The following is a 26,100-nucleotide window of genomic DNA, read 5'->3' as shown; positions in this document are numbered from 1 at the left end:
AACTTTTAAAGAATAGAAAACCATTTAAATAACACTAGAATGTCCGTACAGGAGTGATCAATTGAATAAAGTGCTCATGATCTTCTGACGGAACCAAGGTGAATGGCCGCAACGGTGCGGTGAAGTCGATTTCGATGGCAGTTTGGCCAAAACCTTGCAGCGCATCTTTCATGTAGTCAGGGTTAAAGGAGATCTCCAGGCTTTCACCGGCCAAGCGGGTGAAGTTCAGCGCTTCTTCAACATTCCCTAATTCCGGAGAGTTCCCGTAAATCGTGGCCGATTGTGCATCAACATCAAGGTTCAAGCGCACCACGTTGTTAGAACTTTCGTGACTCAACAAGCTGGCCCGTTGGATCGCAGCCAACAAGACTGGCGCGTCGAATTCGATTTGGGTGGTGCTTGACGTTGGAATCAAGCGGCTGGTATCTGGGTAGTTCCCTTCCAGCAAGCGGGAATAGAAATTGATTTGGCCAGCAACGAATAATACCTGATTTTCGGCGAAGCGGATCTCGACGTTATCAATGTCGTCAGTCAAGGTGCGGCCAAGTTCAACCAAGCTCTTGCCGGGAATGATCACATTGTAGGAAGCGTCGCCTGCTTCTGGCAATTCGATGGTGCGCTGCGCCAAGCGATGCGAGTCGGTGGCCACTGCCAGCAGCTGCCCATCAGAAATTGCCAAATGGACCCCGGTGAGGATCGGCCGGTTCTCTTGGTTGCTGACGGCGATAACGGTTTGGCTGATCAACTGTTTCAAGACATCGGCTTTAACCGTTAATGGTTCGTGGCTGACGATTTCCGGCAAGCGTGGGTAGTTGTTGGCGTCTAAGCCGTTGATGGTGAATTCACTGGAGCCGCTGGTAATGACGGTTTGGAAGTTTTCTTGGACATCCAAGGTCATTTTGGCTTCAGGCAAACGCTTGACCACTTCGTTGAACAAACGTGCCGGCAGAACGATGCTGCCAGTAGATTCGATTTGCAAGTCATTGGTCTCAGCGTTGGCATCGATGCGAGATTCGATGGAAATGTCCGAGTCGCTGCCGGTCAAAACCAAACCATCATCGCTAAGAACCAGCTTAACGCCGGTCAGGATCGGAATGGTGGTTTTGCTTGTGATCGCTCGCGAAACGTCACCGAGAGTTTTGAGAAATGTAGCGCGTGTGATGGTGAATTTCATGATGACCTCCTGGTGGATGAGTTTATATATATAATAAAAGCTTTTAAGTAATAGTAGTAGGGGCTGGGGGTTCTGTGGATAACTGTGTGAAACAAGAAACCGCAACTTTTTCCACTTGTGGATAACTCAATGGCACAAGTCAGCCAGTTCTTCACAGTTGTCCACAATGGCCAAAATCAGCCGCGATTCTTCAAGCGGTTCTTCAGCTCGATGATCTCGGATTTCAGTTGTTCGTCCAACCCAAGCTGCTCGGCAATTTTCTCATGGGCGTGGATCACTGTGGTGTGGTCTTTGCCGCCGAATTCCATGCCGATTTTCGGCAGCGAAGCATCAGTCATTTCCCGCGACAAGTACATGGCGATTTGGCGCGGCATGACGATTTGCTTGACGCGTTTCTTGCCTTTGAGCTCCGACACCGTGACTTGGTAGTATTTAGAAACCACTTGTTGGATCTGGCCGATCGTCAAGGCGCTGTCTTTGTCAGACAACTTGAGACTCTTTAAAGCATCGGCGGCCAAGCTGGTGGTGATATCGGAATGATTCATCGTCGCATAAGCCTGCACGCGCACCAAAGCGCCTTCCAGCTCCCGCACGTTTGAATCGATTTGCCCGGCGATGTAAGACAAGGTATCGTCTGGGATCACCAAGTTCTCTGCGTCGGCTTTGTTGCGCAAAATGGCGATCCGCGTTTCCAGATCCGGCGGCGTGATGTCAACCGATAGCCCCCACTTAAACCGCGAAACCAAGCGTTCTTGCAGCTTTGGAATCTCGTTAGGCAGCCGATCTGATGTCAGCACGATTTGTTTTTTGTTCTCATATAAGGCGTTGAACGTATGGAAGAATTCTTCCTGCGTGGCTTCCTTATCACCGAAGAATTGAATATCGTCGACTAACAACAAGTCAACGTTGCGGTATTCTTGCCGGAATTGTTCCTGCTTCTTGGTTTGGATCGAGTTAATGAAGTCATTGGCAAAAGCTTCGCTCGTCACGTATTTCACGTTGGCGTTGGGCTTGTACTCCAGCAGTTGATGCCCGATCGCCTGCATTAAGTGGGTCTTACCCAATCCCACGCCACCATAAAGAAACAGCGGATTGTACAAAACGCCGGGTTCTTCAGAAACGACCAACGCTGCAGCATGGGCCATTTGATTGCCTTTGCCGGTAACGAACGTGTCGAATGTGTATTTGGGGTTGAGATGCGTCTTTTCCTTATAGGTTGGCACGACCACCCGCGCAGTCGGCTGTTCGATCTGTTCGCCCATGTCTAAGGTTTCTTCAGGCACTGCGCCGGAGATCTCAATGACCGGACTGAGCTCAAGGTTGTTGTACGCGTAAGCCCATTCGACGACTTTAGTGGCGAGGTTCTTCTCCCAATAGCTTTTGTGTAATTCTGAAGGGACGCCGATCGTTAATGTGGTATCTGTCAGGCGTACAGGCTTGGCGTCTTTGATCCAGGTGTTGAACCCGACCGGCGTCAAGCTTGCGCGGAATTTATCTTGTAAATACGCCCACAGTTCTTCAATAGTTGGCACCCTAAACCCTCCTTCCACACACCTGTTGATGCAGGTGTGGTGTTGCTTGCCCCACGAGGGCGTTTTGCGGCGATGAATAAATATGCATTCGCCTTAACGAAGCCGCAATGCGCGCATGGTGTCACGGTTTTTAGTGTAGCATTTTTGACAAAAGTTTTCCACAAGTGAACGTGTTTTCCACACCGTGCACAACTTGAGGATAAATCCATCGACAAGCTTGTCACTAACTTATCCACAAGGCCGTGGACGAGCCAACCGCCTATGCAATAATCGGTGAGTTACGCACAGTCAAACAAGTGTCCACGTTAGCTTAACCATGCATGTTTCACAAGTTATTAACAAGTTAAAAACAGCCTGTGGAAAACTTACAGACACGGGTGTGAATTGCGAACAACTCGGCGGACAGCCTGTGGATTGTTGATAAAACCGAATTGCTGTCTTTCACAAGTTGTCCACAGATTTTGCGCAAATTCGGCTTTTCTGTGGACAAACATCTTGCAGAAAATTTGCGGCAGATGCTTGACGGCTACCGGTGCAGCCCGTATAATGGGACAATGTTTGATAAGTAAATCTCGTTACTGAAAATAGTAATTAATAAAATAGGAGGTGCACTATGACCACTAAACGGACTTTCCAACCTAAGAAACGTCATCGCGAACGCGTTCATGGTTTCATGAAGCGTATGAGCACGAAGAACGGCCGTAAAGTTTTAGCTCGTCGTCGCGCTAAGGGACGTAAAGTATTATCTGCCTAACAACTCCACTGACCGCGTCAGTGGTTTTTTTTTGCTAACCAGAGCCTCCAGAGCGGAGCAGCCCGTATTTAGCGATGTGTGTAAGATGGGATGACGTTTGGGCGTACTTGGCCCAAGCGGCGTCACAGCTTACACGCAATCGCGTTGGGCTGCGCAGCTCGACGAAACCCCCAGAGCGGAGCAGCGCGCTTTTAGCGGGTCGGGTAGCCTAGCTATCAAGCTTGAGGCGTTCTTTGCCTCGAGTTTGATGGCGTAGCTAGCCGCACCCGCGTTGCGCCACGCAGCTCGACGAAGAACCCCAGAGCGGAGCAAAGCGCTTTTAGCGGCTGATATAAGATGGGATGACGCAAAGGCGGTTTGTGCCTTGGCGGCGTCACAGCTTATAGCACTGCCGCGTTGCTTTGCGCAGCTCGACGAAGACCACAGTCGTATAAGGCCCGGGCCAGTGAGACTCCGGCGCGCGGGAGCGCTAGACGGCGCAGGCTGTGCGGCCGGCTTCAGCCGCTGCGCGTCTTACGCCTAAGTTTAGAGCCCCGCATCGCTTTGCGCTGCATGGGTCTCTAAACTTGCCGCGTGTGACGTCGAGCAAGCCTTGCATCTAGCTGCGCTGCGCTTGCGTCGATGTAAGTCTTCCTGGACGTCACACGTTTCACGGCCTGACCGTCTAGCGCCCCCGCGTGCCTGCGCCTCACTGGTCCTACGTGGTTCGAATCAAGAAGGGCTAGTTTAGTAGAAATCAAGTTAGCGTAAGACAGTACGTACGACTTAAATCATGACATTACATAGGAAATATCTTTAAACAGGTGCGCCGCATGGCTGCATCTTGTATACTTAAAAGCAGATTGTGAGGGAGAACTCGTGCGTAAATCATATCGCATCAAAAAAGAAGCAGAATTTCAAGATGTGTTTGATCACGGCCAGTCCGTAGCAAACCGAAATTTTGTGATCTATCATGTGCGCCGTGATCAACCGCATTTTCGCGTCGGCATTTCTGTCGGCAAGAAAGTCGGGCATACTGCGGTGATGCGTAATCAGATCAAGCGTTACATTCGCCAAAGCCTGTTGGAGCTTAAACCGCAACTGGATCCGCAAGCCGATTTCTTGGTGATCGCCAGGAAGAACGCAACGACTTTGGATATGGCAGAGACCAAGCAGAACTTGGTACATGTTCTAACCTTGGCGGGGCTGCTGGATCCGGATATCGACATCATCTAATACGCCTAAGCGCAGATTGAAAGAAGGATACTCGTGAGTAAGAAAACCGTTAAACGCTTGGTGGCTAGTCTGGCCATTGTGCTGTTAGCCGTTGGGCTGACGGCGTGCGGGACCAGCACCGTAACTTCACATAGCACCGGCTTCTGGGATCGTTACGTTATTTACAACGCCGCGCAATTCATCTTGTGGTTGGCGAAGATCTTTGGCGGCAACCCTGGGGTCGGCATCATCGTCTTCACCTTATTGGTGCGGGTGCTGATCTTCCCATTGAGTTACATCTCACTGAAGAGCATGGGCAAGCAACAAGAAATCGCCCCGCAACTCAAGGCCTTGCAGAAGAAATATCCATCTAAAGACCAAGAGACCCAACACAAGCTGCAAGAAGAAACGCAGAAGTTGTATGCCGAAGAAGGAATCAACCCGATCATGGGTTGCTTACCGATCCTCATTCAGATGCCGTTTCTGTTCGCCTTGTATCAAGCAATCTATCGTACCGATGCGTTGAAGCAAGGGTACTTCTTGTGGATGAACTTGGCCAAGCCTGATCCATATTGGGTAATGCCAATTCTGGCAGCGCTGTTCACCTTGTTGACCAGTTTGGTATCAACGATGGCGCAACCGACGCACAACACGATGTCATGGGCAATGGTCGTGATTTCACCGATCATGATCTTGGGTATGGCGTTCACATTCCCAAGTGCCTTGGCGATTTACTGGGTTGTCACCAACGCCTTCTCCTTGTTGCAAACATTCTTGATCCAGAACCCATTCAAGCTCAAGCGGGAACGGGATGCCAAGCAGCAAGCCGAGAAAGATCGCGAACGCGCTAAGCGTAAAGCCCTTAAGCGTGCCTTGCGCAAACGTTCCTAATAGTTGATCCATGTGGCGCTGGTAGCCGTACTCACGCTGCCAGCGCCATTTTTTAAAACCAGAGCGGAGCTGCCCGGGCTTAGCGGTGGATATGAGATGGGATGACGTTTGGCCGGTTTATGCCCACGCCGCGTTGCGCCACGCAGCTCGACGAAGATCACCGCATGTGCAGTCCCGGACAGCCATTGCTTCGGCGCGTGGGGCCAGCAAGACGGCGCAGGCGGTGCGGCCGGTTCCAACCGCGCAAGGGACGCGCGTTTTCCACCTAAGTTTGCAGCCACGCGCTCGCTTCGCTCACCTGCGCGTCTGCAAACTTGCCGCGATCAGCACAGCAAGCCAAGCACAAACCGCTTGTCTCACTGCGCTGATCGTTTCACGGCTTGACCGTCTTGCTGGCCCCACGCGCCTACGCAATGCCTGTCCTCCGCTTATGAATCAGCTTAATGATCAGTTGGATGTGAGTTTGATGCAGTACCAGCGGAGTGGATTCGATAAATCAGTAACAATTAATACTAGAGTTAACAGAGCAACACGATGATTTGACTGGGGAGGAATGGAAAGAAAATGCCGACATTTCAAGGGGCCACGATTCAAAAAGCGATCGATGCCGGGCTTGCGACTTTAGGGTTAGCACGCGATGCGGTTAGCGTCGATGTGATCCAAGAAGGCAAGAAAGGTTTGTTTGGACTGGGTCGCAAAGCCGCGATCGTCAACCTCAAGCCACTGGCGGATGAACCAACACCGGCGCCGCAACCGGTTGTTGAACCGACAGCCGAAACAACGCCTCATTTGCCGCATCCGCATTTGCATCACCAAGAAGCCGCTCAAACCATTAAGCGCGATGATCAAACGGCCATTGCCTTGGTGCAAAGCTATCTTGAAGATATTGTGCGTGAATTGGATATCCCAGCCACGATCGATAACAAGCGCCATGGCGATAAGGTGTGGTTTGTGATCAACACTGACAAAGAAGCGCAGTTGATCGGCAAGCACGGCAAAATCATCAACGCCATCCAGTATCTGGCCCAGACGGAATATAATCGTTTTGGCAAATCGAAATGGACCATCATGTTGAACGTTGGCGATTATCGTGAACGGCGCGATGCCGCGGTGCGGCGCTTGGCCAACAAAACGGCGCGCGAAGTGATCGCGCGTGGGGCGGCAGTATATTTAGACCCGATGCCGTCTTTTGAACGCAAAGCGATCCATGCGGCATTGGTTGACAATCAGTATGTCGAAACCCACTCAGAAGGCGTTGATCCAAGGCGTTATGTGGTGATCACGCCAAAGCGGCGGGTTTGAGTTTTGACAAGTGGTGTCCAATTAGCTAGAATAGCTAATGAAAATTGATCGATGAAGTAGTCAAAGTGCTTTGTCCATGTTCTGCGCGCTTTTTTGCGTGCGGCATGGATGGCACTTTTTTTATTGCAAGAGAAGAGGAGCTTATCGTGGCAACGACTATCACGGAATATGACACAATCGCGGCGATTTCAACGCCGCCTGGCGAAGGCGCCATCAGCATTGTGCGCTTGTCTGGCGAAACGGCGGTGGCAACCGCGCAACAATTATTCAAAGGCAAAGACTTGACGCAAGTGGCCAGCCACACCATCAATTACGGCCACATCATCGACCCGGAATCCGGTGCGGTGGTCGATGAAGTGATGGTCAGCGTGTTGCGCGCGCCTAAGACTTACACGCGCGAAGACATGGTTGAGATCAACTGTCATGGCGGCATCGTGCCGACTAACCGAATCTTGCAGCTGCTGTTAGGCGAAGGCGCGCGTTTGGCCGAACCTGGTGAATTCACCAAGCGCGCTTTCTTGAACGGGCGCGTCGACTTGACACAAGCGGAATCGGTCATGGATCTGATCCGCGCCAAAACAGACCGGGCCATGCAAGTGGCAGTTGATCAACTCGATGGCGATTTGCGGCGGTTGATCACGAATTTGCGCCAAGAGATCTTGGAAGTCCTGGCGCAAGTCGAAGTTAATATCGACTATCCAGAATATGACACCGATCAAATGACCACCCAAATGCTTAAAGAAAAGGCGCAAATGGTGCTGGCTAAAGTTGATGAGCTGTTGCAAACCGCCAACCAAGGCAAGGTCTTGCGCGAAGGCTTGGCCACGGCGATCGTCGGCCGGCCAAACGTCGGCAAGTCCAGCTTGCTCAATCACATGCTGCATGAAGACAAGGCAATCGTGACTGATGTGGCTGGGACCACGCGTGATGTATTGGAAGAATACGTTAATGTGCGCGGCGTGCCGTTGAAGCTGGTGGATACCGCCGGCATTCGCGACACCGAAGACAAAGTTGAAAAAATCGGCGTAGCGCGCTCGAAGAAAGCAATCACCCAAGCCGACTTGATCTTACTGGTGTTAGACGCGTCACAACCGTTGACCCAAGAAGATCATCAATTGTTGAAGCTGACTGAAAACAAACAGCGCATTGTGGTGTTGAACAAGCAAGACTTGCCGGTGCAGCTGACCCTTGATGGATTGGTGCCGGCTGAGCAAATCGTGCGCACGTCGATCACCACCGGTGCCGGCGTGGATGCGCTGGACACGAAAATCGCTGATTTGTTTAATGGCGGCATCGAGAACTCGCAAACCATGCTGATGGTGTCCAACAGCCGCCAAATCGGCTTGTTGCGGCAAGCTAAAGCCAGCTTGAACAGCGTGCTGGATGGTATCGAAGCGGGGATGCCGATCGATTTGGTGCAAATCGATATGACTGCCGCTTGGGATAAGCTCGGTGAAATCACCGGCGACGCCGCCCCAGACGAGCTGATCACCCAGTTGTTCAGCCAATTCTGTCTGGGCAAATAAACCAGAGCGAAACTGCCCGGGCTTAGCGGTGGATATAAGGTGGGATGACGTTTGGGCGTACTTTGCCCAAGCGGCGTCACGACTTATATCATGCCGCGCTGGGCAGCGCAGCTCGACGAAGACCAGAGCGTGTAAAGTCCGGACAGGCGTTGTTCCGGCGCACGGGGAAAGCATCGGCGCAGGCGGTGCGGCCGGTTCCAACCGCACTGAGAAACGTGCGTTTTCCACCTAAGTTTGCAGCCACGCGCTCGCTTCGCTCACCTACGTGTCTGCAAACTTGCTGCGATCAGCACAGCAAGCCAAGCACAAACCGCTTGTCTCGCTGCGCTGATCGTTTCACGGCCTGACCGACGCTTTCCCCGCACACCTGCACAACGCCTGCCCTCCAATAGTCGAATCAGGCTTTTGATCGGCTTTACGGACGAACGGAAGTAACTTGTGTGTCCGGCGGCCTGGCGACTCGATGCATATATGAATCAGTCACAACGTCCAAGGCAAGGATCGACATAGATCAACCTTCAAAGCGGCGCCGAGCTCGATCCGGGTTACATTTTCGAATCAACACTCAAAAAATTTCCGCAAATATCACCCGGGAAATATCACCCCACAGCACAGATCATGATTTCAGTTAAGGAGAACGTAATGCCAAAAGTACGTGAATATGAAGCAGCAAGCTACGACGTGGTCGTGGTTGGCGCCGGACATGCCGGCAGTGAAGCCGCGTTGGCGGCGGCACGCATGGGCAACAAGACCTTGTTGATCACCATCAGCTTGGAAATGTTGGCGTTTATGCCATGCAACCCTAGTGTCGGCGGACCAGCCAAAGGGATCGTCGTGCGCGAAATCGATGCGCTTGGCGGCGAAATGGGCCACAACATCGACAAGACTTACATTCAAATGCGCATGCTCAACACCGGTAAAGGCCCAGCGGTGCGCGCATTGCGGGCCCAAGCCGATAAGGCCGCATACCATCGCAGCATGAAAGCCACCATCGAAGCTGAACCGAACTTGGACTTGCGCCAAGGCTTGGTGGAGCGCTTGTTAGTCGAAGACGGCACCTGCGTCGGTGTGGTTGCCGCCACAGGTGCCCGTTATCGGGCCAAAAGCGTCGTTTTAACGGCTGGGACCTCCAGTCGTGGGAAAATTATCATTGGCGAGTTAATGTACTCCAGCGGCCCGAATAACAGCTTGCCAAGCATCAAGTTATCCGAATCTTTGGAAGACAACGGCTTCAAGCTGCGCCGCTTCAAGACTGGCACGCCGCCGCGGGTCGTGGGCAATTCCATCGACTTCTCTAAGACAGAAGAGCAGCCTGGCGACACCACGCCGAATCATTTTAGCTTCATGACGCCGGATTCTATGTATCTCAAGGATCAATTGTCTTGCTGGATGACTTACACCAACAGCACCACCCATGACATCATTCGCCAGAACCTCGACCGCGCGCCGATGTTCTCCGGCGTGATCAAAGGCGTGGGGCCGCGGTATTGCCCGTCGATCGAAGACAAGGTCGTGCGCTTTGCCGATAAGCCGCGTCATCAGCTGTTCTTGGAGCCTGAAGGCCGCGACACCGACGAGTATTATGTTGGCGACTTCTCCACTTCCATGCCGGAAGAAGTGCAACTCAAAATGCTCCACTCGGTAGCAGGGTTGGAAAAGGCGGAATTAATGCGGCCAGGTTATGCCATTGAATACGACATCATCGAACCTTGGCAGTTGACGGCCACTTTGGAAACCAAAGTCGTGCGTAATTTGTTTACTGCCGGACAGATGAATGGCACTTCCGGTTATGAAGAAGCCGCGGGCCAAGGCTTGATTGCCGGCATCAACGCCGGTTTGCGTGCGCAAGGCAAGCCTGGTTTTACCTTGAAGCGCTCTGATGCCTATATCGGCGTGATGATCGATGACTTGGTTACCAAAGGCACCAATGAGCCTTACCGCCTGTTGACGTCGCGTGCGGAATACCGCTTGATCTTGCGCCATGATAACGCCGACTTGCGCTTGACTGATATGGGCCGCAAATTAGGCTTGATCTCAGACGCGCGTTATGCGCAGTTTGAAGCCAAGAAAGCCGCCATTGACGCGGAGAAAAAGCGCCTGGAAACCACGCGCTTGAAGCCTAAAGACGTCAACCCGTGGCTTGAAGCGCATCACGCGCCTGATTTGAAAGACGGTGTGTTGGCCAGCGATTTTCTTAAGCGGCCGGAAGTCACTTACGAGGATCTGATGCAGTTTGCCCCAGCAGAGACGGCAGTTGGGCGCTATGTGGCTGAAGAAGTTACCGTTCAAATCAAGTACGCCGGCTACATCGACAAAGAGCTGCAATCCATTGCCAAGCTGCAGCGCATGGAAAGCAAGCTGATCCCGGCGAATATCGATTATGAAGCGATCAACGGCTTGGCCACTGAAGCGCGCCAGAAGCTGACGAAGATCCAGCCTGAAACGCTTGCCCAAGCCAGCCGTATCAGCGGGGTCAACCCGGCGGATATCGCGATTTTGTCGGTATACATCGAACAAGGCAGAATTGCCAAAGTTGCCCAATAATCACTAGCATGGCCAGCAAAGCGGCGTCCAGTCGCCGCTTTGCTGGCCATTTTTGGATTCTGGGCTTGACCCTGACGCAGCGTCAGCGCTTATCTTAAATTTGGGAGGGGATATCATGTATACGACTAGCGAATTGGCAGCCTTGAGCGGTGTGACAGCGCGCACCCTGCGCTATTACGATCAAATCGGCTTGTTGACGCCGCCTGTGGCCAATAACGGCTATCGGCAATATGGCCAAGCGCAAGTCGATTGGCTGCAGCTGATCTTGACGTATCGGGCGCTAGGGTTTTCACTGGCAGAGCTGCAGACTTTGCTGGCACAGCCTGCAGCCAAGCAAATTGCCATGTTGCGCGCCCAGCGTGAGAAATTGCTGGCTGCGCGGCACCAAGTCGATCAACAGCTGCAGGCCCTTGATGTCACCCTCGCCAATCAGAAAGGGGAATCTGCCATGAGCGATCCAGAGAAATTTGCAGCACTAAAGCAACAACGCCTTAAGGACAACGATCAGCGCTTTGGGCCAGAAGTCAAAGCACGTTACGGTCAAGCGGCCAAGGCGGCGGCAGATGCGCGCTATGCCGGCTTGACTGCGGCCCAATATCAAACCATGACCCAAGCCGAAGATCAGCTTAAAGCGGCGTTACGGCGTTATCTCAGTGCACCTGTACTGTCGAGTGCGGAGGCCTTGCAAGCCTTTGATGCGCATCGCACGTGGCTGCTGGTCACCACGCCGGAATTAACGCCAGAATGGCATCGGGCACTGGCGGCGATGTATACAGATGATCCGCGCTTTGCCGCTTATTACACGCAGCTGACTGGCGATGCGCAGGCGGCTTGGGCGTTGCGGGCGATTATTGAACACTATACTGCATAAGTGAAATGCTGCTTAATGTGCCCAAAGCTTCACTTAACTGCTAATGCTATTGTAAAAATATCAAACAGGTCTAGAATTCGTGGCGTCGAATATTTCTCGCCAGCGGTTCTAGACCTTTTGTCATATTGGACGATCGTGGACAGTTTGATTGGACACTAATGTAAGCGCTTGTTATCGTGCTTAGGCTAAAGAAAGGAGAACGCGAGTCAGCGTCTTTGAACAAACGCAAGACTTGCGATGTGATGAGGATGATCAATATTGAGGACGTTAAAGCGTCATTGCGGCAGCCTGCTTCATACTACATCCCCAAAGCAGTAGCGCTGATCAATGGGCGCCGGCTTAAAGGACGGGCGTTAAAAATCGACGGGTTGACGCTGCCGGGTAAAGGCACCTTTGGAAAGATCTTCACGGCTTTGCAGCATAACATCGATGTCACTGTGAGCGACCACCAGCTTGTCGTTACCGAAAACGACACTGTACTTAAGTTTGTCGATCCGCAAATCGACGTGTATTGGCTGTTGATCCATTCTGAAAGCTATGGGGCGATTTCTGCGACAGGGCCGATTTATCACACAGTGTTGCATATTGTGGCGCAGCCGTATGATTTCTATGTTCAGCTTCCTGGCGCCCGCGCCGCCACTTACTTGGTGCACCACCCGCATAATTTGACCATCAACGACTGGACCCAAACTGGCAGCTTTGAAGAACATGATAGTAAGTATGCGCTGTATGACCAGATCAACCGAGTGGGTTATGCCAAATTAGTCGCCGGCACAGGGCTGGAATTTCTGAACAGGGCGGTTGACGAAAGTCCATTGAGCAAGCTGGACGAAACCGAACCTCAAAAGTAAACCCAAGCACAAACAAGCCGCCGTGATCACATGATCGCGGCGGCTTCTTCAGTTGACTCAGCGCACAATAAGCAGGCTGATCAAGACGCCTAACAAAACGACGTCGACGACCCCTTTCAGGGTGTAGCTGACCTTATTGCCGGTGCGGGTGCGCACTTCTAAGGCCAATAAGGCGGTGGTGACTGTCAGTGCAGCCAGCACCATGATCATCAATTTAATGACGACACTGTGCATGCGTTACACCTCCAGGTCGAAATAAGGGTTGAGGCGCTTTTGGATCGCGTGAATCTGCAACAAGTCGATCTTGGGCAACAAACGGTAGATGAAGCCGGCGAAGGTGTCGCGATGGAACTTGTAATCCATGCGGCCAAGGCGCTGATCGTGATCATCACTGGTTTTCTCCCAGACTTCTAGATTATATGTGCGGTCCGGGGTGATCGTGATGTAGCAATTGTCGTTGAGCCATACAACGGGTTTCGTGAGTGATTGATCCAGCACCTGATTATGCCTCCAGTTATCTAATCGAATCGCCATGCCGCAGCTTGTTGCGACATGGTATGTCATCTATTATAGCAGAATCAGCGCTCACGCAAATGTTGCCAGCTTTGTGAAAGATGATTCACAAACCGGCCGATTGCGCCATGGCGCGGGTGCGCTGTGTCAACCCCAAATTCGTTGATACAGCGTGGTATAACAGGTTGGAAGCCGGTCGAGTCGCCTCTTGCCCACGAAAAAAATTATTTTTGCGGCAGCAGCCGGTGTCTGTTTCGTTCACAAAGTCAGCAGAAACCGAACATATGCTCGCATAAATTATTCTTTCCCGATCAAAGCCCGCAGGCATCACCGCGTGCAAGGCCCAGGTGTTATTTTATCCGCGATGAAACAGCCAGGTCAGTCGATCAAGTGGAAGTGTTGCAAGGCCTTGACGATGCCGCCGGCCATATAGTCGGCAGTTTCGTAATCGGCGATGGCTTTGACTTGCGGCAAGGCGTTGCCCATAGCGATGCCGTGATCGGCCGCTTGCAAAATCGCGATGTCGTTGTTGCCATCCCCGAAGGCGTAAGTCGGCAAGCCGGCCAACTCCGGCTGCTGCATCAACAAGCGCAAGCCGGTGGCCTTAGATTGGCCGGCGTTGACGATGTCCAAGGTATTCTCAGAATTGCGATAGAAGGTGAATTCCGGAAAAGCGTCGATGTACTGCTTGGCCACGGCGTCGCCAGCTTCGTCGTGAGCCAAGAAGATCAACAACATGCACACGGCTTGATGCAAGTAGAAGGCTGGATCAGTAAGCGGCGGTGTTTGGTGAACCCATTGGTAGTTGGCTTGGGTCAAGGCGGTGGTTTGCGACAACGCCGCGCGTTGGTCGTTGTAATAGGCCAAGGCCAAGCCGTCTTTGGCGGCTTGGGCGCTGAGGCGTTTGAGCTGCGGAATGCCGATCAGGCTTTGGAAAATGTGTGCGTCGCGATAGAACACATCAGCACCGTTAGCGGCAATGGCGCTTTGAATGTGGCCCACCCGCATCCAGTCGGCTAATTCATAGTAGTTGCGGCCAGTGGCGATCACCGGCAGCACATGATTGGCATTCAATGCGGCCAAGGCGGCGATGTTTTCTTGCGGGATCTGTTTGTCTGGGTTGAGTAAGGTTTTGTCTAAATCGAATAATGCAACGGCTTTATAGCTCACGATGAACCCCCCTAAAGATAATGGTTTTATTTTACACCACTTCTCAGGTGCGTGGCGGATGCGCTTGGGGTTAAGCGTGTTATGCTGGTCAGGTGACAATTTTGTTCGTTGTATCTTGATGGGCAAAACAGTATATTTTGGGTGACATAAGATGGAGGGGTAAAATGGAAGAATTGTTGAAAGTCTCAGGCCTCAACAAGTCGTTCGGCAAGAAACAAGTCTTGCACGGCGTTGACTTCACAGTGGCTTCAGGCCGCGTCGTGGGGCTGGTGGGGCCTAACGGAGCCGGCAAAAGTACGATCATGAAGTCGGTGTTGGGCTTGATCCCAACAGATGCCGGCAAGATCGAAATCGCCGGCCAACCGGTGGCCATCACCAGCCACCAGGCGCTGAAACATGTTGGCGCGCTGATCGAATATCCCGGGATCTACCCGTTTCTGACTGGCAAGCAGCATTTGGAATTATTCGCCGCCAAACAAGACCGCAGCAAGCATGTGCAAGAAATCGTGCAGGCGATGGGGATGAGCGGCTACATCAATAAACCAGCGAAGTCTTATTCGCTGGGGATGAAGCAGAAACTTGGCATCGCCCAGGCGTTAGTCGATCAACCGCAATTGGTGATCTTAGACGAGCCGATGAACGGCTTGGATCCACAAGCCGTTAAAGACTTGCGCGACATTATCCGCAGCCGAGCCCAAGCCGGCACCAGCTTCTTGATTTCCAGCCATATCCTTAGTGAATTGGAGAAAGTCGCCGATGATGTGTTGATCTTAGATCATGGCCACATCGTCCAACAATCCACGATGCAAGCCCTCACCGAAGCCGGCGGGACGACATATTTGATCAAGACTGTCGACGATCGTGCCGCCCGGGCTGCCTTGGTCGCCGCGCATATCGAATTGGTTGGTGACGAGTTTGCCTTGCGCATCCCGCAACGCGACAAAACAACGCTTAATCAAGCGTTGCGCGCCCTTGTCACGGCGGGCATTGCGATCCAAGAAGTCGACAAGGCGCAACATGATCTTGAACAGTCCTTCTTGGACATGGTCCACACTGACAAGGAGGCCCAAGCATGATCACATTGATTAAACAAGAACTCTACAAGCTGTTGCATAAGAAAGGCACTTGGCTGGCGGTCATCTTTATGGTCGTGGTGCAAATCGGGTTTGCGATTTTAGGCAAGCAGTACCCCAAGATCTTCACCGCCGATGCATTGTTTGGTGAAGAATATATTGGCGGCGAGCTGGTGATATTCATTATGATCGCCAGTTGTGCCGGGATGATTGCCATGGAGTTCCAGTATGGTACGATCAAACAATTACTGTATCGGCAGTACTACCGCAGCCAAGTCTTCATCAGTAAGATCATCGTGATGGTGTTGCAGCTGGCGGCTTTGCAAGCTATCGCCAGTGGGGTGACGTTTGCTTTGACTGTGGCCTTGTTTCCCAAGTTTGATTTGCAACAAGCGGCAGGCCAAGGCCACACACTGTTTGAGAATTACTGGATCAATATCGGCGGCGCAACGGTCGTGACATTGCTGATTTTAAGTGTCGTGGTGTTGTTGGCCACGTTGTTTAAGAGCAATGCTACGGCAATTGCCACTGGCTACATTGGTTATTTTGTGTCGATGCTTGCTTCGGAACTGCTGTTGCTGTTGGTCCACCAGTGGCATTATCTCAAGTGGAATCCTTTCACCATGTTGTTGGTGCAAGATCAGATTCAAAATCCCAAGGTGTATAGTCAAGCCACTTATCTCAGTACCAATGTGATGATCTTGTGCGCGTTGGGGTATACCGTGTTGTTTACCTTCATCGCCTATCTCAGCTTCCGTCGTCGTTCCGTATAAACACAAATAGGAGGAAAATGTAATGGCAGATATGTTAGTGACCACCACCGAGAATATCCCTGGGCGCAAGTATGAAGTAATTGGTGAGGTGTTTGGTCTGACCACCCAGTCCAAGAACGTCTTTTCCAACATCGGTGCTGGCTTGAAGAATGTCGTCGGCGGCGAGATCAAGGCATATACGGGGATGCTGCATGATTCCCGCGAGAAAGCTTTGACCCGCCTGCGCGAAGAAGCCGCAGCCAAAGGCGCCGACGCAGTGGTGATGATGCGCTTTGATTCAGGAGCTATTGGCGGCGATATGCAGTCAGTTGCCGCGTATGGGACTGCGGTTAAGTTCGTCGATTAACCAGAGCGCAGTGGCGCGCATTTAGCGGTGGATATAAGGCGGGATGACGCAAGGGCGGTTTATGCCCAAGCGGCGTCACGACTTATATCACGCCGCGTTGCGCCACGCAGCTCGACGAAGCCCAGCGGAGCAAAGCGTACTTAGCGGCTGATATAAGGCAGGATGACGTTTGGGCGGTTTATGCCCAAGCGGCGTCATGACTTATATCCTGCCGCGTTGCTTTGTGCAGCTCGACGAAGACCACAGTCGTAAAAGGCCCGGATCGGTGAGGCTTCGGTGCGCTGGGCCAAAGAGACGGCGCAGGCGGTGCGGCCGGCTTCAACCCCGCAAAGTACGCGTGGTTTACGCCTAAGTTTCGAGCCCCGCATCGCTTTGCTCAGCGCGGGTCTTGAAACTTGCCGCGATCAGTACAGCGAGCCAAGCAAAGTGCGCTTGTCTCGCCGTGCTGATCGTTTCACGGCCTGACCGTCTCTTTGGCCCAGCGCACCTGTGCCTCACCGATCCTCCAAAGTTGGTATCCGGATATTAAGTTGTGCGATGAACGAAGTGTCGACGTTTCGGTAGTGTTAGTCAGCTGATCATCACTGGGCTGACGCAACTTTGCGCCATGATAAGTCAGATAAACAACGCTGCTTTACGATTAAACGTACATAATCGTTGAGGCAGCGCTGTTTGCATTATCGGCAAGACCCGTCTGTGACTTGGCCGGACCACTTGCCGTTTAAGGTTAAGCAGCAGGGATGCTCGCCGAAAACCCGCCTGACTGTGCCGCTACTGCGCTATAATGGAACTAAAGCGCTTAGCGGGAGGCGAGGCTGATGGGAGCCATCGAATTAGAGCGTTACACCGTCGTCAATGAAGACGGCGAGTTCTTGGAAGGCGACAATTTATTGTTGTTGCCGGCGTGGACGGCGGAAATGCGGCAGATGTGGGTAACGACCAGTGCTTTAGAAGCGCAGAAAATCGCTCACCAAGCTGGCGGTGTGGCGTGTGCCATTCAGTTGGCACCTTTGGCCATCGACCCTAAAGCGGCGCATCACCGCGGCATTCCCGTTTCGGTTCAGAAACAGATCGTTAACTTGCGCGATCAAGGGATGAGCTACCGCAAGATCGCCAGTTTATTAAATATTTCGAAGACGACTGTCGGCAATATTTTGCATCGGTAATCGGTAAACCGCCTGTTGGAGGCGGTTTTTTTATTGTGTGAAAACGTCTTGCTTAAAATTTCTTCAAAAAGAATACGAATTCAGATTGCGCTTTCATCGAGTAAAGACTATACTTTTAGTTGTAAATGATTGTGCTTTAAGATTTTATCCTGCTGGGAGGTGGGGCAAGTTCAATAAAGTTCCGGGGGGAACGCTTAAATATTCTGTATTTCGTATTATTTGGGTATTGCTATCATAACCTTGCCTTGCAAGGAGATATTGTTTGAAACGGAGATGAATCTTAATGGAAAACAAGAAGCAAAGTGGCTTCTCGAAAGTCCTTAACGAGACGATCTTTCCCAAGATCATGAAATTCGTCAACACCAAGGCTGTTACGGCGTTGAAGGATGGTATCGTGTACTCGATGCCGTTTATCATCATTGGGTCGATCTTCTTGATCTTGAACAACATCCCGATTCCATCAGTTGCCGCAGCAGTTACTGCTAGCGGTTGGGGCGCCATTTTTAATCAGGCATACACCGCAAGTTTCGCGATCATGTCTGTCTGGGCCGCCGTTGGGATCGCGTATGTCTATGCGCGTAACGAGAATGTTGAAGCGCTGCCAGCTGGGTTGACCAGTTTGGCGACCTTCATCTTGATTCAGTCATTAAGTATCGCTAACCCATTGGTCGCAGCCATGGGCAAAACCGGCACTGGTGTCAAAGACGCTGCCGGCAAGGTGGTCATGAGCGGCACACAGCTGCAAGCCTTTGTTGATAAGGCGCCTAAAGCAGTTCAAACCTTCATGAGTGCTGATGTGACTGGTGTTATCAACCTGACTTGGTTAGGCGGTCAGGGCATGATCGGTGCCATCGTTGTCGGCTTGTTAGTCGGCTGGACTTACACCGCCATGATGAAGAAAGGCTGGCAGATCAAGATGCCAGAGCAAGTACCTGCTAACGTCGCAGGTCAGTTCTCTGCTATGATCCCAGCCGGTGTGATCTTAACTGTTTCCATGATCATCTACGGCTTGTTGTCCAAGTTCGCTCACACGAACCTGTTGCAACTGGTTTACACTTGGTTGCAGACGCCATTACAAGGGATCTCCGATTCCTTAGGCGGCGCGTTGCTGATTGCCTTCTTAGTACCATTCTTCTGGTTCTTCGGGGTCCATGGTGGGATGATCATGGGTGCCGTAACTGGCGGCTTGTTGATCCCTAACACTGCCGACAACGCTGCTTTGTACCAAGCTGGCAAGTTAACGCTTGCTCATGGTGCGCACATTGTAACCAACGAATTCTACAACAACTTCATTAACTTAACTGGTTCTGGTATTACCATTGGCTTGGTTATCTTCACTTTGTTCTTTGCCAAGTCCATCCAATTCAAGTCAATTGGTCAAATCGAAGCTGTACCGGCGATCTTCAACATCAACGAACCATTCCTGTTCGGGTTGCCATTAGTTATGAACCCATTCCTGGCTGTACCATTCTTCTTGACACCAGTGATCGTGGCTTTAACCACTTATCTGGTCATCGCATCTGGGATCGTACCACCGCTGAATGGTGTCGCTGCGCCTTGGACCACGCCTCCGATCATTTCTGGTTTCTTGATCGGCGGCTGGAAGATGGCGATTTGGCAGACCATCGTCTTGGTTGAATCTGTATTGATCTACTTCCCATTTGCACGCAAGTACGACAATGTCTTATTCAAGCAGGAACAAGAAAAGGCTGCTGAAGAAGCTAAAGCAGGCAAAGCCAACGCTTAATCTAATGTAATTTATCGGGAGGCATTATTATGGCCAAGAAAACGATCATGCTAGCATGCTCTGCTGGTATGTCCACATCATTGTTAGTTTCTAAAATGCAAAAGGCAGCAGCGGCAGAAAACAAAGACTATGAGATCTTCGCTACCTCTGTTTCTGACATTGACAATCAATTGAGCAAAGGTACTGTCAGCGTCTTAATGCTTGGCCCACAAGTGAGCTACATGAAAGGCGATGTCAAAGCTAAGACAGATCGCGCCGGCATCCCGATGGACGTCATCAACATGCAAGACTACGGCATGATGAATGGCGAGAAGGTTCTGGCGTCTGCAGAAAAGCTGATGGGCATCTAAACCAAAGCGAAGCAGCTCGCGGAAGACATCGGCTCGAGGGCTGTCCTTAGCCAACGTCAAAAGTTTAATATCTTATTGAGCAGCCCTGATCATTTTCCCCGGTCAGGGCTGTTCTGTACGTTTGGAAGGTCAAAAGCGTATAATATTATATGATGGGTGTAAATTGTAGTAAGGAGCGTGTATTATGTCGACACCAAAGTATCAAGTGATCGCCAGTGAGATCCGCGATCGCATCAAAGCAAACATTTATCCGCCGAAATCACTGATTCCTGATCAGAATACGCTTGCCAAGGAATTTGGCGTGAGTCGCATGACGATCAAGAAGGCTTTAGACGGATTGGCCACTGAAGGCCTGATCTACAAGCAATCCGGCTTGGGGACCTACGTTTTGGGAGACGTATCCGTTCATGCCAGTGATTCACCGGTCGAGCGTTTTGATGGCTTGACGCGGCAAGAAGGCAAAGGTCATGTCACCAGCCAAGTGCTGAAGTTCGATGTGTCGCTGCCTGATCCGTATGTTCAAGCCAAACTCGACGCCGCTGCTGATGAGCCGGTGTATGTGATCGATCGCTTGCGCTTAGTCGACAACGTACCGCGGGTGTTGGAGCACACTATTTTTCCGTTGAAGTTGGTGCCGGGATTGACGCATGACATCTTGTTGGGTTCGATTTATGATTACATCAATAATGACTTGAACTTGAAGTTCGGCGGGGCGCTGCGCCGGATCAATGCGACAGCGGCAGGCGAGATGGAAGTCAAACATCTTAACGCCACAGCAGGTGAGCCGGTGTTGGAAGTCGAGCAGGTGATCTGGCTGACCACCGGGGAAAATGTTGAGTATTCCACCAGCCGCAACTTAGCGAGCTGGCGCGGGTACACAGTTTTGGATATCAATAGCGATTAAGCGTGAATTGTTGACATTTCCGTCGCAGAATCTTCACATCTCGCCGGTAGTATAACCAACATAGAAACAAGTTGCCCGCTTGTTTCTACCCACTTTTTCATTTTTACTCCTCCAATGAAGACACCAGTAAACTGATATCTTCACCAACCCTTTTTCGCCGCCAAGCCCATGGCGGCTTTTTTTGTTACCAGAGCGCAGCAAAGCGTATTTAGCGATGTGTGTAAGATGGCCTGAGCTAATGGCGGGCTTTGCCATAAGCTCGGGACAGCTTACACGCAATCGCGTTGCTTTGCGGAGCTCGACGAAGAAACCAGAGCGCAGTGGCGCGCTTCAAGCGGGTCGGGTAGCCTAGCCCGCGTGCTTGAGGCGTACTTTGCCTCGAGTACGCGGGCGTAGCTAACCGCACCCGCGATGCGCCACGCAGCTCGACGAAAGAACCAAAGCGGAGCAGCCCGAACTTAGCGGTGGATATAAGGTGGGATGACAGTTGGGCGTACTTTGCCCAATTGACGTCACGACTTATATCACGCCGTCAAAAGCCCAGACAGACGTTACCTTGGCGCATGCTAGCCCAACAAGCTGCTACCTTTGCAAAGGTGCCGGCTTGTTGGGCTATTTTAAAGGTGCCAATCTAATGGCTAACAATGGGTGCTTCATGTTCAAACTGCGCCACAGCTTATCTTGTACATGATATTTGCGAATTTCCTTCCCAGGACCGAAGACGTTGGCTTGCCATTCGTGTAAACTAAAGTTTCAAGGAGGGCGACGTCATGAAACATTATTTGCGATTTGTGAGCGTAGCGATGTTAGCAATGGTGCTGGTGGGGTGCCGCCAGCAAAGTACCCCAACGCATCGCAGTTCAACCAGCAGTGCAGCGACGCAATCCAGCGCGCAAGATCCGCTGGCAACGGTGAAAACCCAGGGCTTAACGGTAGAACAAGTCAAACAACTGCACACCTATCCAGAGGCGGTCAAAGCCACCAGCGGCTTGGCTTGGCAAGGGGCCAGCGGCGTGGCGATGCAGCTGTTGACTTTTCAGAATAACGAAAATTGTCAGGCAGCACGAAAATATTATGCCGGGCAAGACTTGCGGGTCTACACTAGCGGCAATCGCCTGTTGACAGCGGCGCGCGGCATGGGTCGCGGGTGGTTTGAGAAATATCAGCACGCCATTTTCAAGCAGTGATGTGAGGTATACCAAATTCAAGTTAGAAAAGTTACCATGACGAATATGTAACGTTTTCTGACACAGGGATTGGACAAAGACTTGAAGAATCGGTAAACTTAAATCTAGTTTGATAAATTTCAGAAAGTGGTGTGTTGTATGAAACGAAAGTGGCTCTGGTCCACCTTGTTCGTCGGGCTGTTGGTCGTGTTGGGGTTAGTCAATCCATCGCAGCAGGTTCACGCCGCGCAGAAGACTTACACGATCGGGACCGATGTAACTTTTGCACCGTTCGAATTCGCAGATAAGAATAACAAATATGTCGGCATCGACATTGACTTAATGAACGCCATCGCCAAAGAAGAAGGCTTCAAAGTCGACATTAAACCACTAGGCTTCAACGCCGCAGTGCAGGCCTTAGAAGCCGGTCAAATCGACGGCGTTATCGCCGGGATGAGTATCACCAAGGAGCGCCAAGAGAAGTTCTCTATGAGTGATCCTTATTACAAGTCTGGGGTCGTTATGGCCGTCAACAAAGGCTCCAAAGTCCAAGGGCTCAAGGATTTGCGCGGCAAGAAAGTCGCTGTTAAGACTGGTACGGCCAGTGCCGATTACGCCAATTCCGTGAAGGCCAAATATGGCTTCTCGGTGGTGACGTTTGACGATTCCAATAACGTCTACGATAACGTCAAAACCGGTAACGCACAGGCGTGTTTCGAAGACAAGCCGGTGATGCAATACGCCATTGCCACCAGCTATAAGAACGACTTGGAATTAGCCAAGGGCTTCAAGATGGCCATGGCCAACAACTACGGCATCGCCGTTAAGATGTCGGAAAAAGACACCTTGACCCCAAAGATCAACGCTGGCATCAAGAAGCTCAAGGCCAATGGGCAATACGACAAGATCGTCAGCAAATACTTAGGCGATGGTTCTGCCAGCTCCCAAGCTAAGAAAACCGCCAAAATGCAAGAAACTGACCGCAGCTTCTTTGGTTTGTTGAAGTCCAACTGGGGCACGTTGATGTCCGGGTTAGGCGAAACCTTGTGGCTGACGGTGGTCGGGATCGTTTTTGCCACGATCGTCGGGGTTTTGATCGGGCTGTTAGGCGTGGTGCCGAACAAGTTCGCCCAAGGTTTGTCGACGGTGTTTATCTACATTTTCCGCGGCTTACCAATGATGGTGCTGGCGTTGTTCATCTATTCTGGGGTGCCAACGCTGATCGATCAGAAGGTGCCGGCTTTCATCGCCGGGGTGATCACGCTGACGCTTAATGAAGGGGCGTATACGGCCGCTTTCGTTAAAGGCGGGATCTCGGCGGTTGACGGCGGCCAAATGGAAGCTGCACGCAGTTTGGGGCTGCCATGGGGCAAGGCGATGCGCCGCGTCATTCTGCCGCAAGGGATCCGCATTATGATCCCGAGTTTCGTCAACCAATTCATTATCACGTTGAAAGATACGTCGATTCTGTCAGTGCTGGGGCTGCTTGAATTGACCCAAACTGGGAAGATCATCATTGCCCGCAACATGGAAGGTTTCAAGATCTGGGCAATGGTGGCGTTGATCTACTTGATCATTATCACGTTATTGACATGGCTGTCTAATTGGGTACAAAAGAAGGTGAATGCATAATGGCAACACGAGTTGAGATGAAAGATGTGCGCAAAGCATATGGCGACAATGAAGTCATCAAAGGCGTTGACTTACAAGTGCAAGACAATGAAGTCGTTGTGCTGATCGGTCCTTCTGGTGCCGGCAAAAGTACCGTGCTGCGCATGATGAACGGCTTGGAAACTACGACCAGCGGTGAGATCTTCATCGATGGCAAAGACATTGCTCATGCCGGCAAGAACATCGATAAGATCCGCGAGAACATCGGCATGGTGTTCCAGCACTTCAACTTGTTCCCGAACATGTCGGTGCTGGACAATGTGACCTTGGCGCCGATCGAATTAGGCAAGAAGAACAAGGCTGAAGCCGTGCAAGACGCCAAGAAGTTCTTGGATGTCGTGGGTTTGGCGGACAAAGCCGATGCCATGCCGAGTTCCTTATCCGGCGGGCAAAAGCAGCGCGTCGCGATCGCCCGCGCCTTGGCGATGAACCCGGATATCATGTTGTTTGACGAACCGACTTCCGCGCTTGATCCGGAAATGGTGGGCGATGTCTTAGGCGTTATGCGCAAGCTTGCTGAAGACGGGATGACCATGGTGATCGTGACGCATGAAATGGGCTTCGCCAAAGAAGTGGCCGACCGCGTCGTGTTCTTCGGCGATGGCAAGATCTTGGAACAAGGTACGCCGCAACAGATCTTTGATCATCCGCAACACCCGCGCCTGCAGACGTTCTTGAAGCAGGTGCTGGAAGCTTAAGTACAAGCAAAACACCGCCAGTTGGCGGTGTTTTTGTATATCATGCCGCGTTGCCTGTGTGCCTGCGCAATACCTGTCCGTAATTTCGAATACTGACCGGATTTGAAGTCAGTGAAGAACTGGTGATTGTGATTCAAGATCGTATAGATTATACGCAAGCGTGGTATTTAGCTGCTGGTGCAGGAGGGGCGGATGGCTCGGCAGCGGATAATTTGTGCATCGCCACATTTGGACAAAAAACAGTTTTCCAAGTCTGTACTACTGTCGTCAGCTATCGCATCGATATCGTTGATCAGTGACGTTATGCATAAGGGATGACAGCGCTTGCTGCAATGTGTTAAACTGAAGAAAAATCGGGTGTAATGGCCTGGAAGAAGGAGCTGTCTTATGACAGAGCATACTTTTGAACAGTTGGTGTTTCATTTTCGCAACGGGGATGAATGGACGGTGGCTCATGATGAGCTGGCCGACATCTGGATCAGCCGCGTGACCACCAGTTATGGCCGGATCAATGGCGGACGCATTCAAGAGATCCATCCTTGCAAGAGTTTCCGCGTGGAGATCTTGCCGCAAGCCGATCATGTCAAGTCCAGTGATATCAACACTGGCAGCCTTGAATTAGGGATGTTCGGCCGCGCGACGAAGTACCAAGATATTGAGCGCATGGATCTGGTGTTCAATGGTGATCGCACCAGTCAGATCTATTTCCCATTCACCGCTAAAGATCCCAGCGGCTTGGACAACGCCAATCAATCCAGTTACGAAGATCCTAAGAGTGGACACTTATTTATCGTGATCGATCCTGAACATAACGTGAAGGATATTTACAAGCAGTTAGGTTAAGAAAGGAGGCCGTTGCATGGCGATCGTAGTAGATGACGCGGCAAGCGCGTGGTTTCGACGGGAATTAGAACTGCCAGCCGGGGCCGGCGTGCGCTTTTTCGGCAAGGTGTACGGCCAAACCAACGTGCACGACGGGTTCTCTGTGGGGATGACGCGCGATGACGCTGTAGAATCACCGGTGGTCCAAACCACCAAAGACCAAGTGACCTATTACGTGGATAGCAACGACGCTTGGTTCTTCGATGGTTTAGACCTGGCAGTCGGCTATGATGCCAAGCGCGACGAGCCGACTTACCACTTCACCCCGAATGACGGCTCGACAGTAGACGCCGTCAGCGGCGCTTCTAAACATTGAGGAATCGGCAACAAAATGAGCCAGATCACGATGATCTGGCTCATTTGTTATGCATCGCGCGATTCGCGGCGCAAAGGTTTGCGGTTAGGCAATAAGTGGCGGTACACATCGATGTCGCTGAGGCGCGTTGAAACCGTCAATGGCGGACAGCCTGCCAGCTGCAGCAGATGTGCCCAGGACCAATCGCGTGCGAGCACCTGCGCTTCTAGCGTGGTGAAGGCACAATTCAGCCGACAACAGGTATAACGCGGCCCATCCGGCGTGTTTAAGTAGCCAAAGCGCGCCACCAAAGGCGCTAAGGTCATCAGATCCAAGCCTTGATAGTCGCAAGCAACGACTAACACATCGACATGGGCGCGCGGCAAAGTGGCAAAATAACTCCACAAGCCGCTGATCGGCCCGCGATCCACCACCGGTTGGCGATCGACCACCACCGTGGCCCCTAAGGCAGCCACGGCTTGTTGCACAGCCATTTTGTTGTTAGCGTTGACGGCAACGTACACTTGGCTGCACAAGGCTTTAAGCAGCTTCACTGAATGCGCAACATTGGATAAGGTTGCCGAGTCAAAATGCGCCAAGGCTTTGTCGCTGCCGAAGCGGCGTGAAGAGCCGCCAGCTAGTACCAGTCCATCCATCACGCCGCCTCCTTTCTTGTAGCCAATCAAATGGTGACGTTTTCTATATTA

General features: G+C 51.7%; 26 protein-coding genes. 20 read left to right on the top strand and 6 right to left on the bottom strand.

The features are described from left to right. Positions 1-34 precede the first annotated feature (34 nt). The gene (gene dnaN, locus ACGG90_RS02975; protein ID WP_390405675.1) at positions 35-1,174 is read right to left on the bottom strand and encodes a DNA polymerase III subunit beta; all 1,140 of its coding nucleotides are present in this window, start codon (positions 1,172-1,174) and stop codon (positions 35-37) included. Positions 1,175-1,350: 176 nt separating this feature from the next. Continuing rightward, positions 1,351-2,706 carry a chromosomal replication initiator protein DnaA gene (dnaA, locus tag ACGG90_RS02970; protein WP_390405671.1) on the bottom strand — a complete coding sequence of 452 codons (1,356 nt, stop codon included), beginning with the start codon at positions 2,704-2,706 and terminating at the stop codon, positions 1,351-1,353. Between the two features lie 613 nt (positions 2,707-3,319). Here dnaA and rpmH point away from each other — a divergent pair. From rpmH to ACGG90_RS02930, 8 genes are all read left to right on the top strand, one after another. Continuing rightward, positions 3,320-3,460 carry a 50S ribosomal protein L34 gene (rpmH, locus tag ACGG90_RS02965; protein ID WP_003568442.1) on the top strand — a complete coding sequence of 47 codons (141 nt, stop codon included), beginning with the start codon at positions 3,320-3,322 and terminating at the stop codon, positions 3,458-3,460. An 858-nt stretch (positions 3,461-4,318) separates the two neighbouring features. Then, positions 4,319-4,675 carry a ribonuclease P protein component gene (rnpA, locus tag ACGG90_RS02960; RefSeq protein WP_390405654.1) on the top strand — a complete coding sequence of 119 codons (357 nt, stop codon included), beginning with the start codon at positions 4,319-4,321 and terminating at the stop codon, positions 4,673-4,675. Between the two features lie 33 nt (positions 4,676-4,708). Then, entirely contained in the window at positions 4,709-5,545 is an 837-nt protein-coding gene (locus ACGG90_RS02955) for a YidC/Oxa1 family membrane protein insertase (RefSeq protein ID WP_390405652.1), read from the top strand. Between the two features lie 564 nt (positions 5,546-6,109). Continuing rightward, entirely contained in the window at positions 6,110-6,847 is a 738-nt protein-coding gene (gene jag, locus ACGG90_RS02950; protein ID WP_390405650.1) for an RNA-binding cell elongation regulator Jag/EloR, read from the top strand. 104 nt (positions 6,848-6,951) lie between these two features. Then, positions 6,952-8,373, top strand: a complete 1,422-nt coding sequence (gene mnmE, locus ACGG90_RS02945; protein WP_390405648.1) for a tRNA uridine-5-carboxymethylaminomethyl(34) synthesis GTPase MnmE — start codon at positions 6,952-6,954, stop codon at positions 8,371-8,373. Positions 8,374-9,015: 642 nt separating this feature from the next. Beyond that, positions 9,016-10,917: a tRNA uridine-5-carboxymethylaminomethyl(34) synthesis enzyme MnmG gene (gene mnmG / locus ACGG90_RS02940; protein WP_390405646.1), complete on the top strand. Its 1,902-nt coding sequence runs from the start codon at positions 9,016-9,018 to the stop codon at positions 10,915-10,917. Between the two features lie 115 nt (positions 10,918-11,032). Continuing rightward, positions 11,033-11,788, top strand: a complete 756-nt coding sequence (locus ACGG90_RS02935) for a MerR family transcriptional regulator (protein WP_390405645.1) — start codon at positions 11,033-11,035, stop codon at positions 11,786-11,788. A gap of 248 nt (positions 11,789-12,036) precedes the next feature. Next, positions 12,037-12,639 carry a hypothetical protein gene (locus tag ACGG90_RS02930; protein WP_390405643.1) on the top strand — a complete coding sequence of 201 codons (603 nt, stop codon included), beginning with the start codon at positions 12,037-12,039 and terminating at the stop codon, positions 12,637-12,639. 57 nt (positions 12,640-12,696) lie between these two features. On the opposite strand, the gene ACGG90_RS02925 is transcribed toward ACGG90_RS02930, so the two are convergent. The 3 genes from ACGG90_RS02925 to ACGG90_RS02915 form a co-directional block, all read right to left on the bottom strand. Continuing rightward, positions 12,697-12,873: a hypothetical protein gene (locus ACGG90_RS02925; RefSeq protein ID WP_390405641.1), complete on the bottom strand. Its 177-nt coding sequence runs from the start codon at positions 12,871-12,873 to the stop codon at positions 12,697-12,699. 3 nt (positions 12,874-12,876) lie between these two features. Next, complete coding sequence (locus ACGG90_RS02920) at positions 12,877-13,137, bottom strand: hypothetical protein (RefSeq protein WP_390405848.1); 261 nt, start codon at positions 13,135-13,137, stop codon at positions 12,877-12,879. A gap of 393 nt (positions 13,138-13,530) precedes the next feature. After that, entirely contained in the window at positions 13,531-14,322 is a 792-nt protein-coding gene (locus ACGG90_RS02915; RefSeq protein ID WP_390405639.1) for a Cof-type HAD-IIB family hydrolase, read from the bottom strand. Positions 14,323-14,486: 164 nt separating this feature from the next. Here ACGG90_RS02915 and ACGG90_RS02910 point away from each other — a divergent pair, with 164 nt between their 5' ends. The 12 genes from ACGG90_RS02910 (at position 14,487) to ACGG90_RS02855 (ending at position 25,414) form a co-directional block, all read left to right on the top strand. After that, a complete protein-coding gene (locus ACGG90_RS02910) occupies positions 14,487-15,398 on the top strand; it encodes an ABC transporter ATP-binding protein (RefSeq protein WP_390405637.1) in 912 nt (303 codons plus the stop codon). Beyond that, complete coding sequence (locus ACGG90_RS02905; RefSeq protein WP_390405635.1) at positions 15,395-16,168, top strand: ABC transporter permease; 774 nt, start codon at positions 15,395-15,397, stop codon at positions 16,166-16,168. The genes ACGG90_RS02910 and ACGG90_RS02905 overlap by 4 nt, the downstream gene beginning before the upstream one ends. 22 nt (positions 16,169-16,190) lie before the next feature. Next, positions 16,191-16,514 (top strand): heavy metal-binding domain-containing protein, encoded by a 324-nt coding sequence (locus tag ACGG90_RS02900; protein WP_390405633.1) that lies wholly within the window; start codon positions 16,191-16,193, stop codon positions 16,512-16,514. 818 nt (positions 16,515-17,332) lie between these two features. Continuing rightward, a complete protein-coding gene (locus ACGG90_RS02895; protein ID WP_390405631.1) occupies positions 17,333-17,680 on the top strand; it encodes a helix-turn-helix domain-containing protein in 348 nt (115 codons plus the stop codon). A gap of 283 nt (positions 17,681-17,963) precedes the next feature. Then, positions 17,964-19,427, top strand: coding sequence for a PTS sugar transporter subunit IIC (locus ACGG90_RS02890; protein WP_390405628.1), 1,464 nt, complete (start codon positions 17,964-17,966; stop codon positions 19,425-19,427). Positions 19,428-19,456: 29 nt separating this feature from the next. Beyond that, on the top strand, positions 19,457-19,777 hold the full coding sequence (locus ACGG90_RS02885) for a PTS sugar transporter subunit IIB (RefSeq protein ID WP_390405625.1): 321 nt from the start codon (positions 19,457-19,459) through the stop codon (positions 19,775-19,777). Between the two features lie 184 nt (positions 19,778-19,961). Further along, on the top strand, positions 19,962-20,681 hold the full coding sequence (locus ACGG90_RS02880) for a GntR family transcriptional regulator (protein ID WP_390405622.1): 720 nt from the start codon (positions 19,962-19,964) through the stop codon (positions 20,679-20,681). A 770-nt stretch (positions 20,682-21,451) separates the two neighbouring features. Beyond that, complete coding sequence (locus ACGG90_RS02875) at positions 21,452-21,868, top strand: hypothetical protein (protein ID WP_390405619.1); 417 nt, start codon at positions 21,452-21,454, stop codon at positions 21,866-21,868. Between the two features lie 177 nt (positions 21,869-22,045). After that, positions 22,046-23,479 carry an ABC transporter substrate-binding protein/permease gene (locus tag ACGG90_RS02870; RefSeq protein WP_390405845.1) on the top strand — a complete coding sequence of 478 codons (1,434 nt, stop codon included), beginning with the start codon at positions 22,046-22,048 and terminating at the stop codon, positions 23,477-23,479. After that, entirely contained in the window at positions 23,479-24,216 is a 738-nt protein-coding gene (locus ACGG90_RS02865; RefSeq protein WP_390405616.1) for an amino acid ABC transporter ATP-binding protein, read from the top strand. The genes ACGG90_RS02870 and ACGG90_RS02865 overlap by 1 nt, the downstream gene beginning before the upstream one ends. Before the next feature lie 387 nt (positions 24,217-24,603). After that, positions 24,604-25,059, top strand: coding sequence for a hypothetical protein (locus tag ACGG90_RS02860; protein WP_390405613.1), 456 nt, complete (start codon positions 24,604-24,606; stop codon positions 25,057-25,059). Positions 25,060-25,075: 16 nt separating this feature from the next. After that, the gene (locus ACGG90_RS02855) at positions 25,076-25,414 is read left to right on the top strand and encodes a HesB/YadR/YfhF family protein (RefSeq protein ID WP_390405610.1); all 339 of its coding nucleotides are present in this window, start codon (positions 25,076-25,078) and stop codon (positions 25,412-25,414) included. Between the two features lie 47 nt (positions 25,415-25,461). Here ACGG90_RS02855 and ACGG90_RS02850 read toward each other — a convergent pair whose 3' ends face one another. Continuing rightward, entirely contained in the window at positions 25,462-26,049 is a 588-nt protein-coding gene (locus ACGG90_RS02850) for an NTP transferase domain-containing protein (RefSeq protein ID WP_390405607.1), read from the bottom strand. Positions 26,050-26,100: the final 51 nt, after the last annotated feature.

The sequence above is a fragment of the Lacticaseibacillus jixiensis genome, assembly GCF_042847315.1.
GTDB lineage: Bacteria > Bacillota > Bacilli > Lactobacillales > Lactobacillaceae > Lacticaseibacillus > Lacticaseibacillus jixiensis.
This window is presented reverse-complemented; position numbering and strand designations above follow the sequence as displayed.

Excerpts from the sequence above, each read along its gene's own strand:
- ACGG90_RS02905 (WP_390405635.1), top strand. The coding sequence starts at position 15,395 with ATGATCACATTGATTAAACAAGAACTCTACAAGCTGTTGCATAAGAAA.
- ACGG90_RS02865 (WP_390405616.1), top strand. The coding sequence starts at position 23,479 with ATGGCAACACGAGTTGAGATGAAAGATGTGCGCAAAGCATATGGCGAC.
- ACGG90_RS02875 (WP_390405619.1), top strand. The coding sequence starts at position 21,452 with ATGAAACATTATTTGCGATTTGTGAGCGTAGCGATGTTAGCAATGGTG.
- dnaN (WP_390405675.1), bottom strand. The coding sequence starts at position 1,174 with ATGAAATTCACCATCACACGCGCTACATTTCTCAAAACTCTCGGTGAC.
- jag (WP_390405650.1), top strand. The coding sequence starts at position 6,110 with ATGCCGACATTTCAAGGGGCCACGATTCAAAAAGCGATCGATGCCGGG.
- ACGG90_RS02910 (WP_390405637.1), top strand. The coding sequence starts at position 14,487 with ATGGAAGAATTGTTGAAAGTCTCAGGCCTCAACAAGTCGTTCGGCAAG.
- mnmE (WP_390405648.1), top strand. The coding sequence starts at position 6,952 with ATGGATGGCACTTTTTTTATTGCAAGAGAAGAGGAGCTTATCGTGGCA.
- ACGG90_RS02860 (WP_390405613.1), top strand. The coding sequence starts at position 24,604 with ATGACAGAGCATACTTTTGAACAGTTGGTGTTTCATTTTCGCAACGGG.
- ACGG90_RS02900 (WP_390405633.1), top strand. The coding sequence starts at position 16,191 with ATGGCAGATATGTTAGTGACCACCACCGAGAATATCCCTGGGCGCAAG.
- ACGG90_RS02890 (WP_390405628.1), top strand. The coding sequence starts at position 17,964 with ATGGAAAACAAGAAGCAAAGTGGCTTCTCGAAAGTCCTTAACGAGACG.
- ACGG90_RS02895 (WP_390405631.1), top strand. The coding sequence starts at position 17,333 with ATGGGAGCCATCGAATTAGAGCGTTACACCGTCGTCAATGAAGACGGC.
- mnmG (WP_390405646.1), top strand. The coding sequence starts at position 9,016 with ATGCCAAAAGTACGTGAATATGAAGCAGCAAGCTACGACGTGGTCGTG.
- ACGG90_RS02925 (WP_390405641.1), bottom strand. The coding sequence starts at position 12,873 with ATGCACAGTGTCGTCATTAAATTGATGATCATGGTGCTGGCTGCACTG.
- ACGG90_RS02850 (WP_390405607.1), bottom strand. The coding sequence starts at position 26,049 with ATGGATGGACTGGTACTAGCTGGCGGCTCTTCACGCCGCTTCGGCAGC.
- rpmH (WP_003568442.1), top strand. The coding sequence starts at position 3,320 with ATGACCACTAAACGGACTTTCCAACCTAAGAAACGTCATCGCGAACGC.
- ACGG90_RS02880 (WP_390405622.1), top strand. The coding sequence starts at position 19,962 with ATGTCGACACCAAAGTATCAAGTGATCGCCAGTGAGATCCGCGATCGC.
- ACGG90_RS02885 (WP_390405625.1), top strand. The coding sequence starts at position 19,457 with ATGGCCAAGAAAACGATCATGCTAGCATGCTCTGCTGGTATGTCCACA.
- ACGG90_RS02855 (WP_390405610.1), top strand. The coding sequence starts at position 25,076 with ATGGCGATCGTAGTAGATGACGCGGCAAGCGCGTGGTTTCGACGGGAA.
- ACGG90_RS02930 (WP_390405643.1), top strand. The coding sequence starts at position 12,037 with ATGATCAATATTGAGGACGTTAAAGCGTCATTGCGGCAGCCTGCTTCA.
- ACGG90_RS02935 (WP_390405645.1), top strand. The coding sequence starts at position 11,033 with ATGTATACGACTAGCGAATTGGCAGCCTTGAGCGGTGTGACAGCGCGC.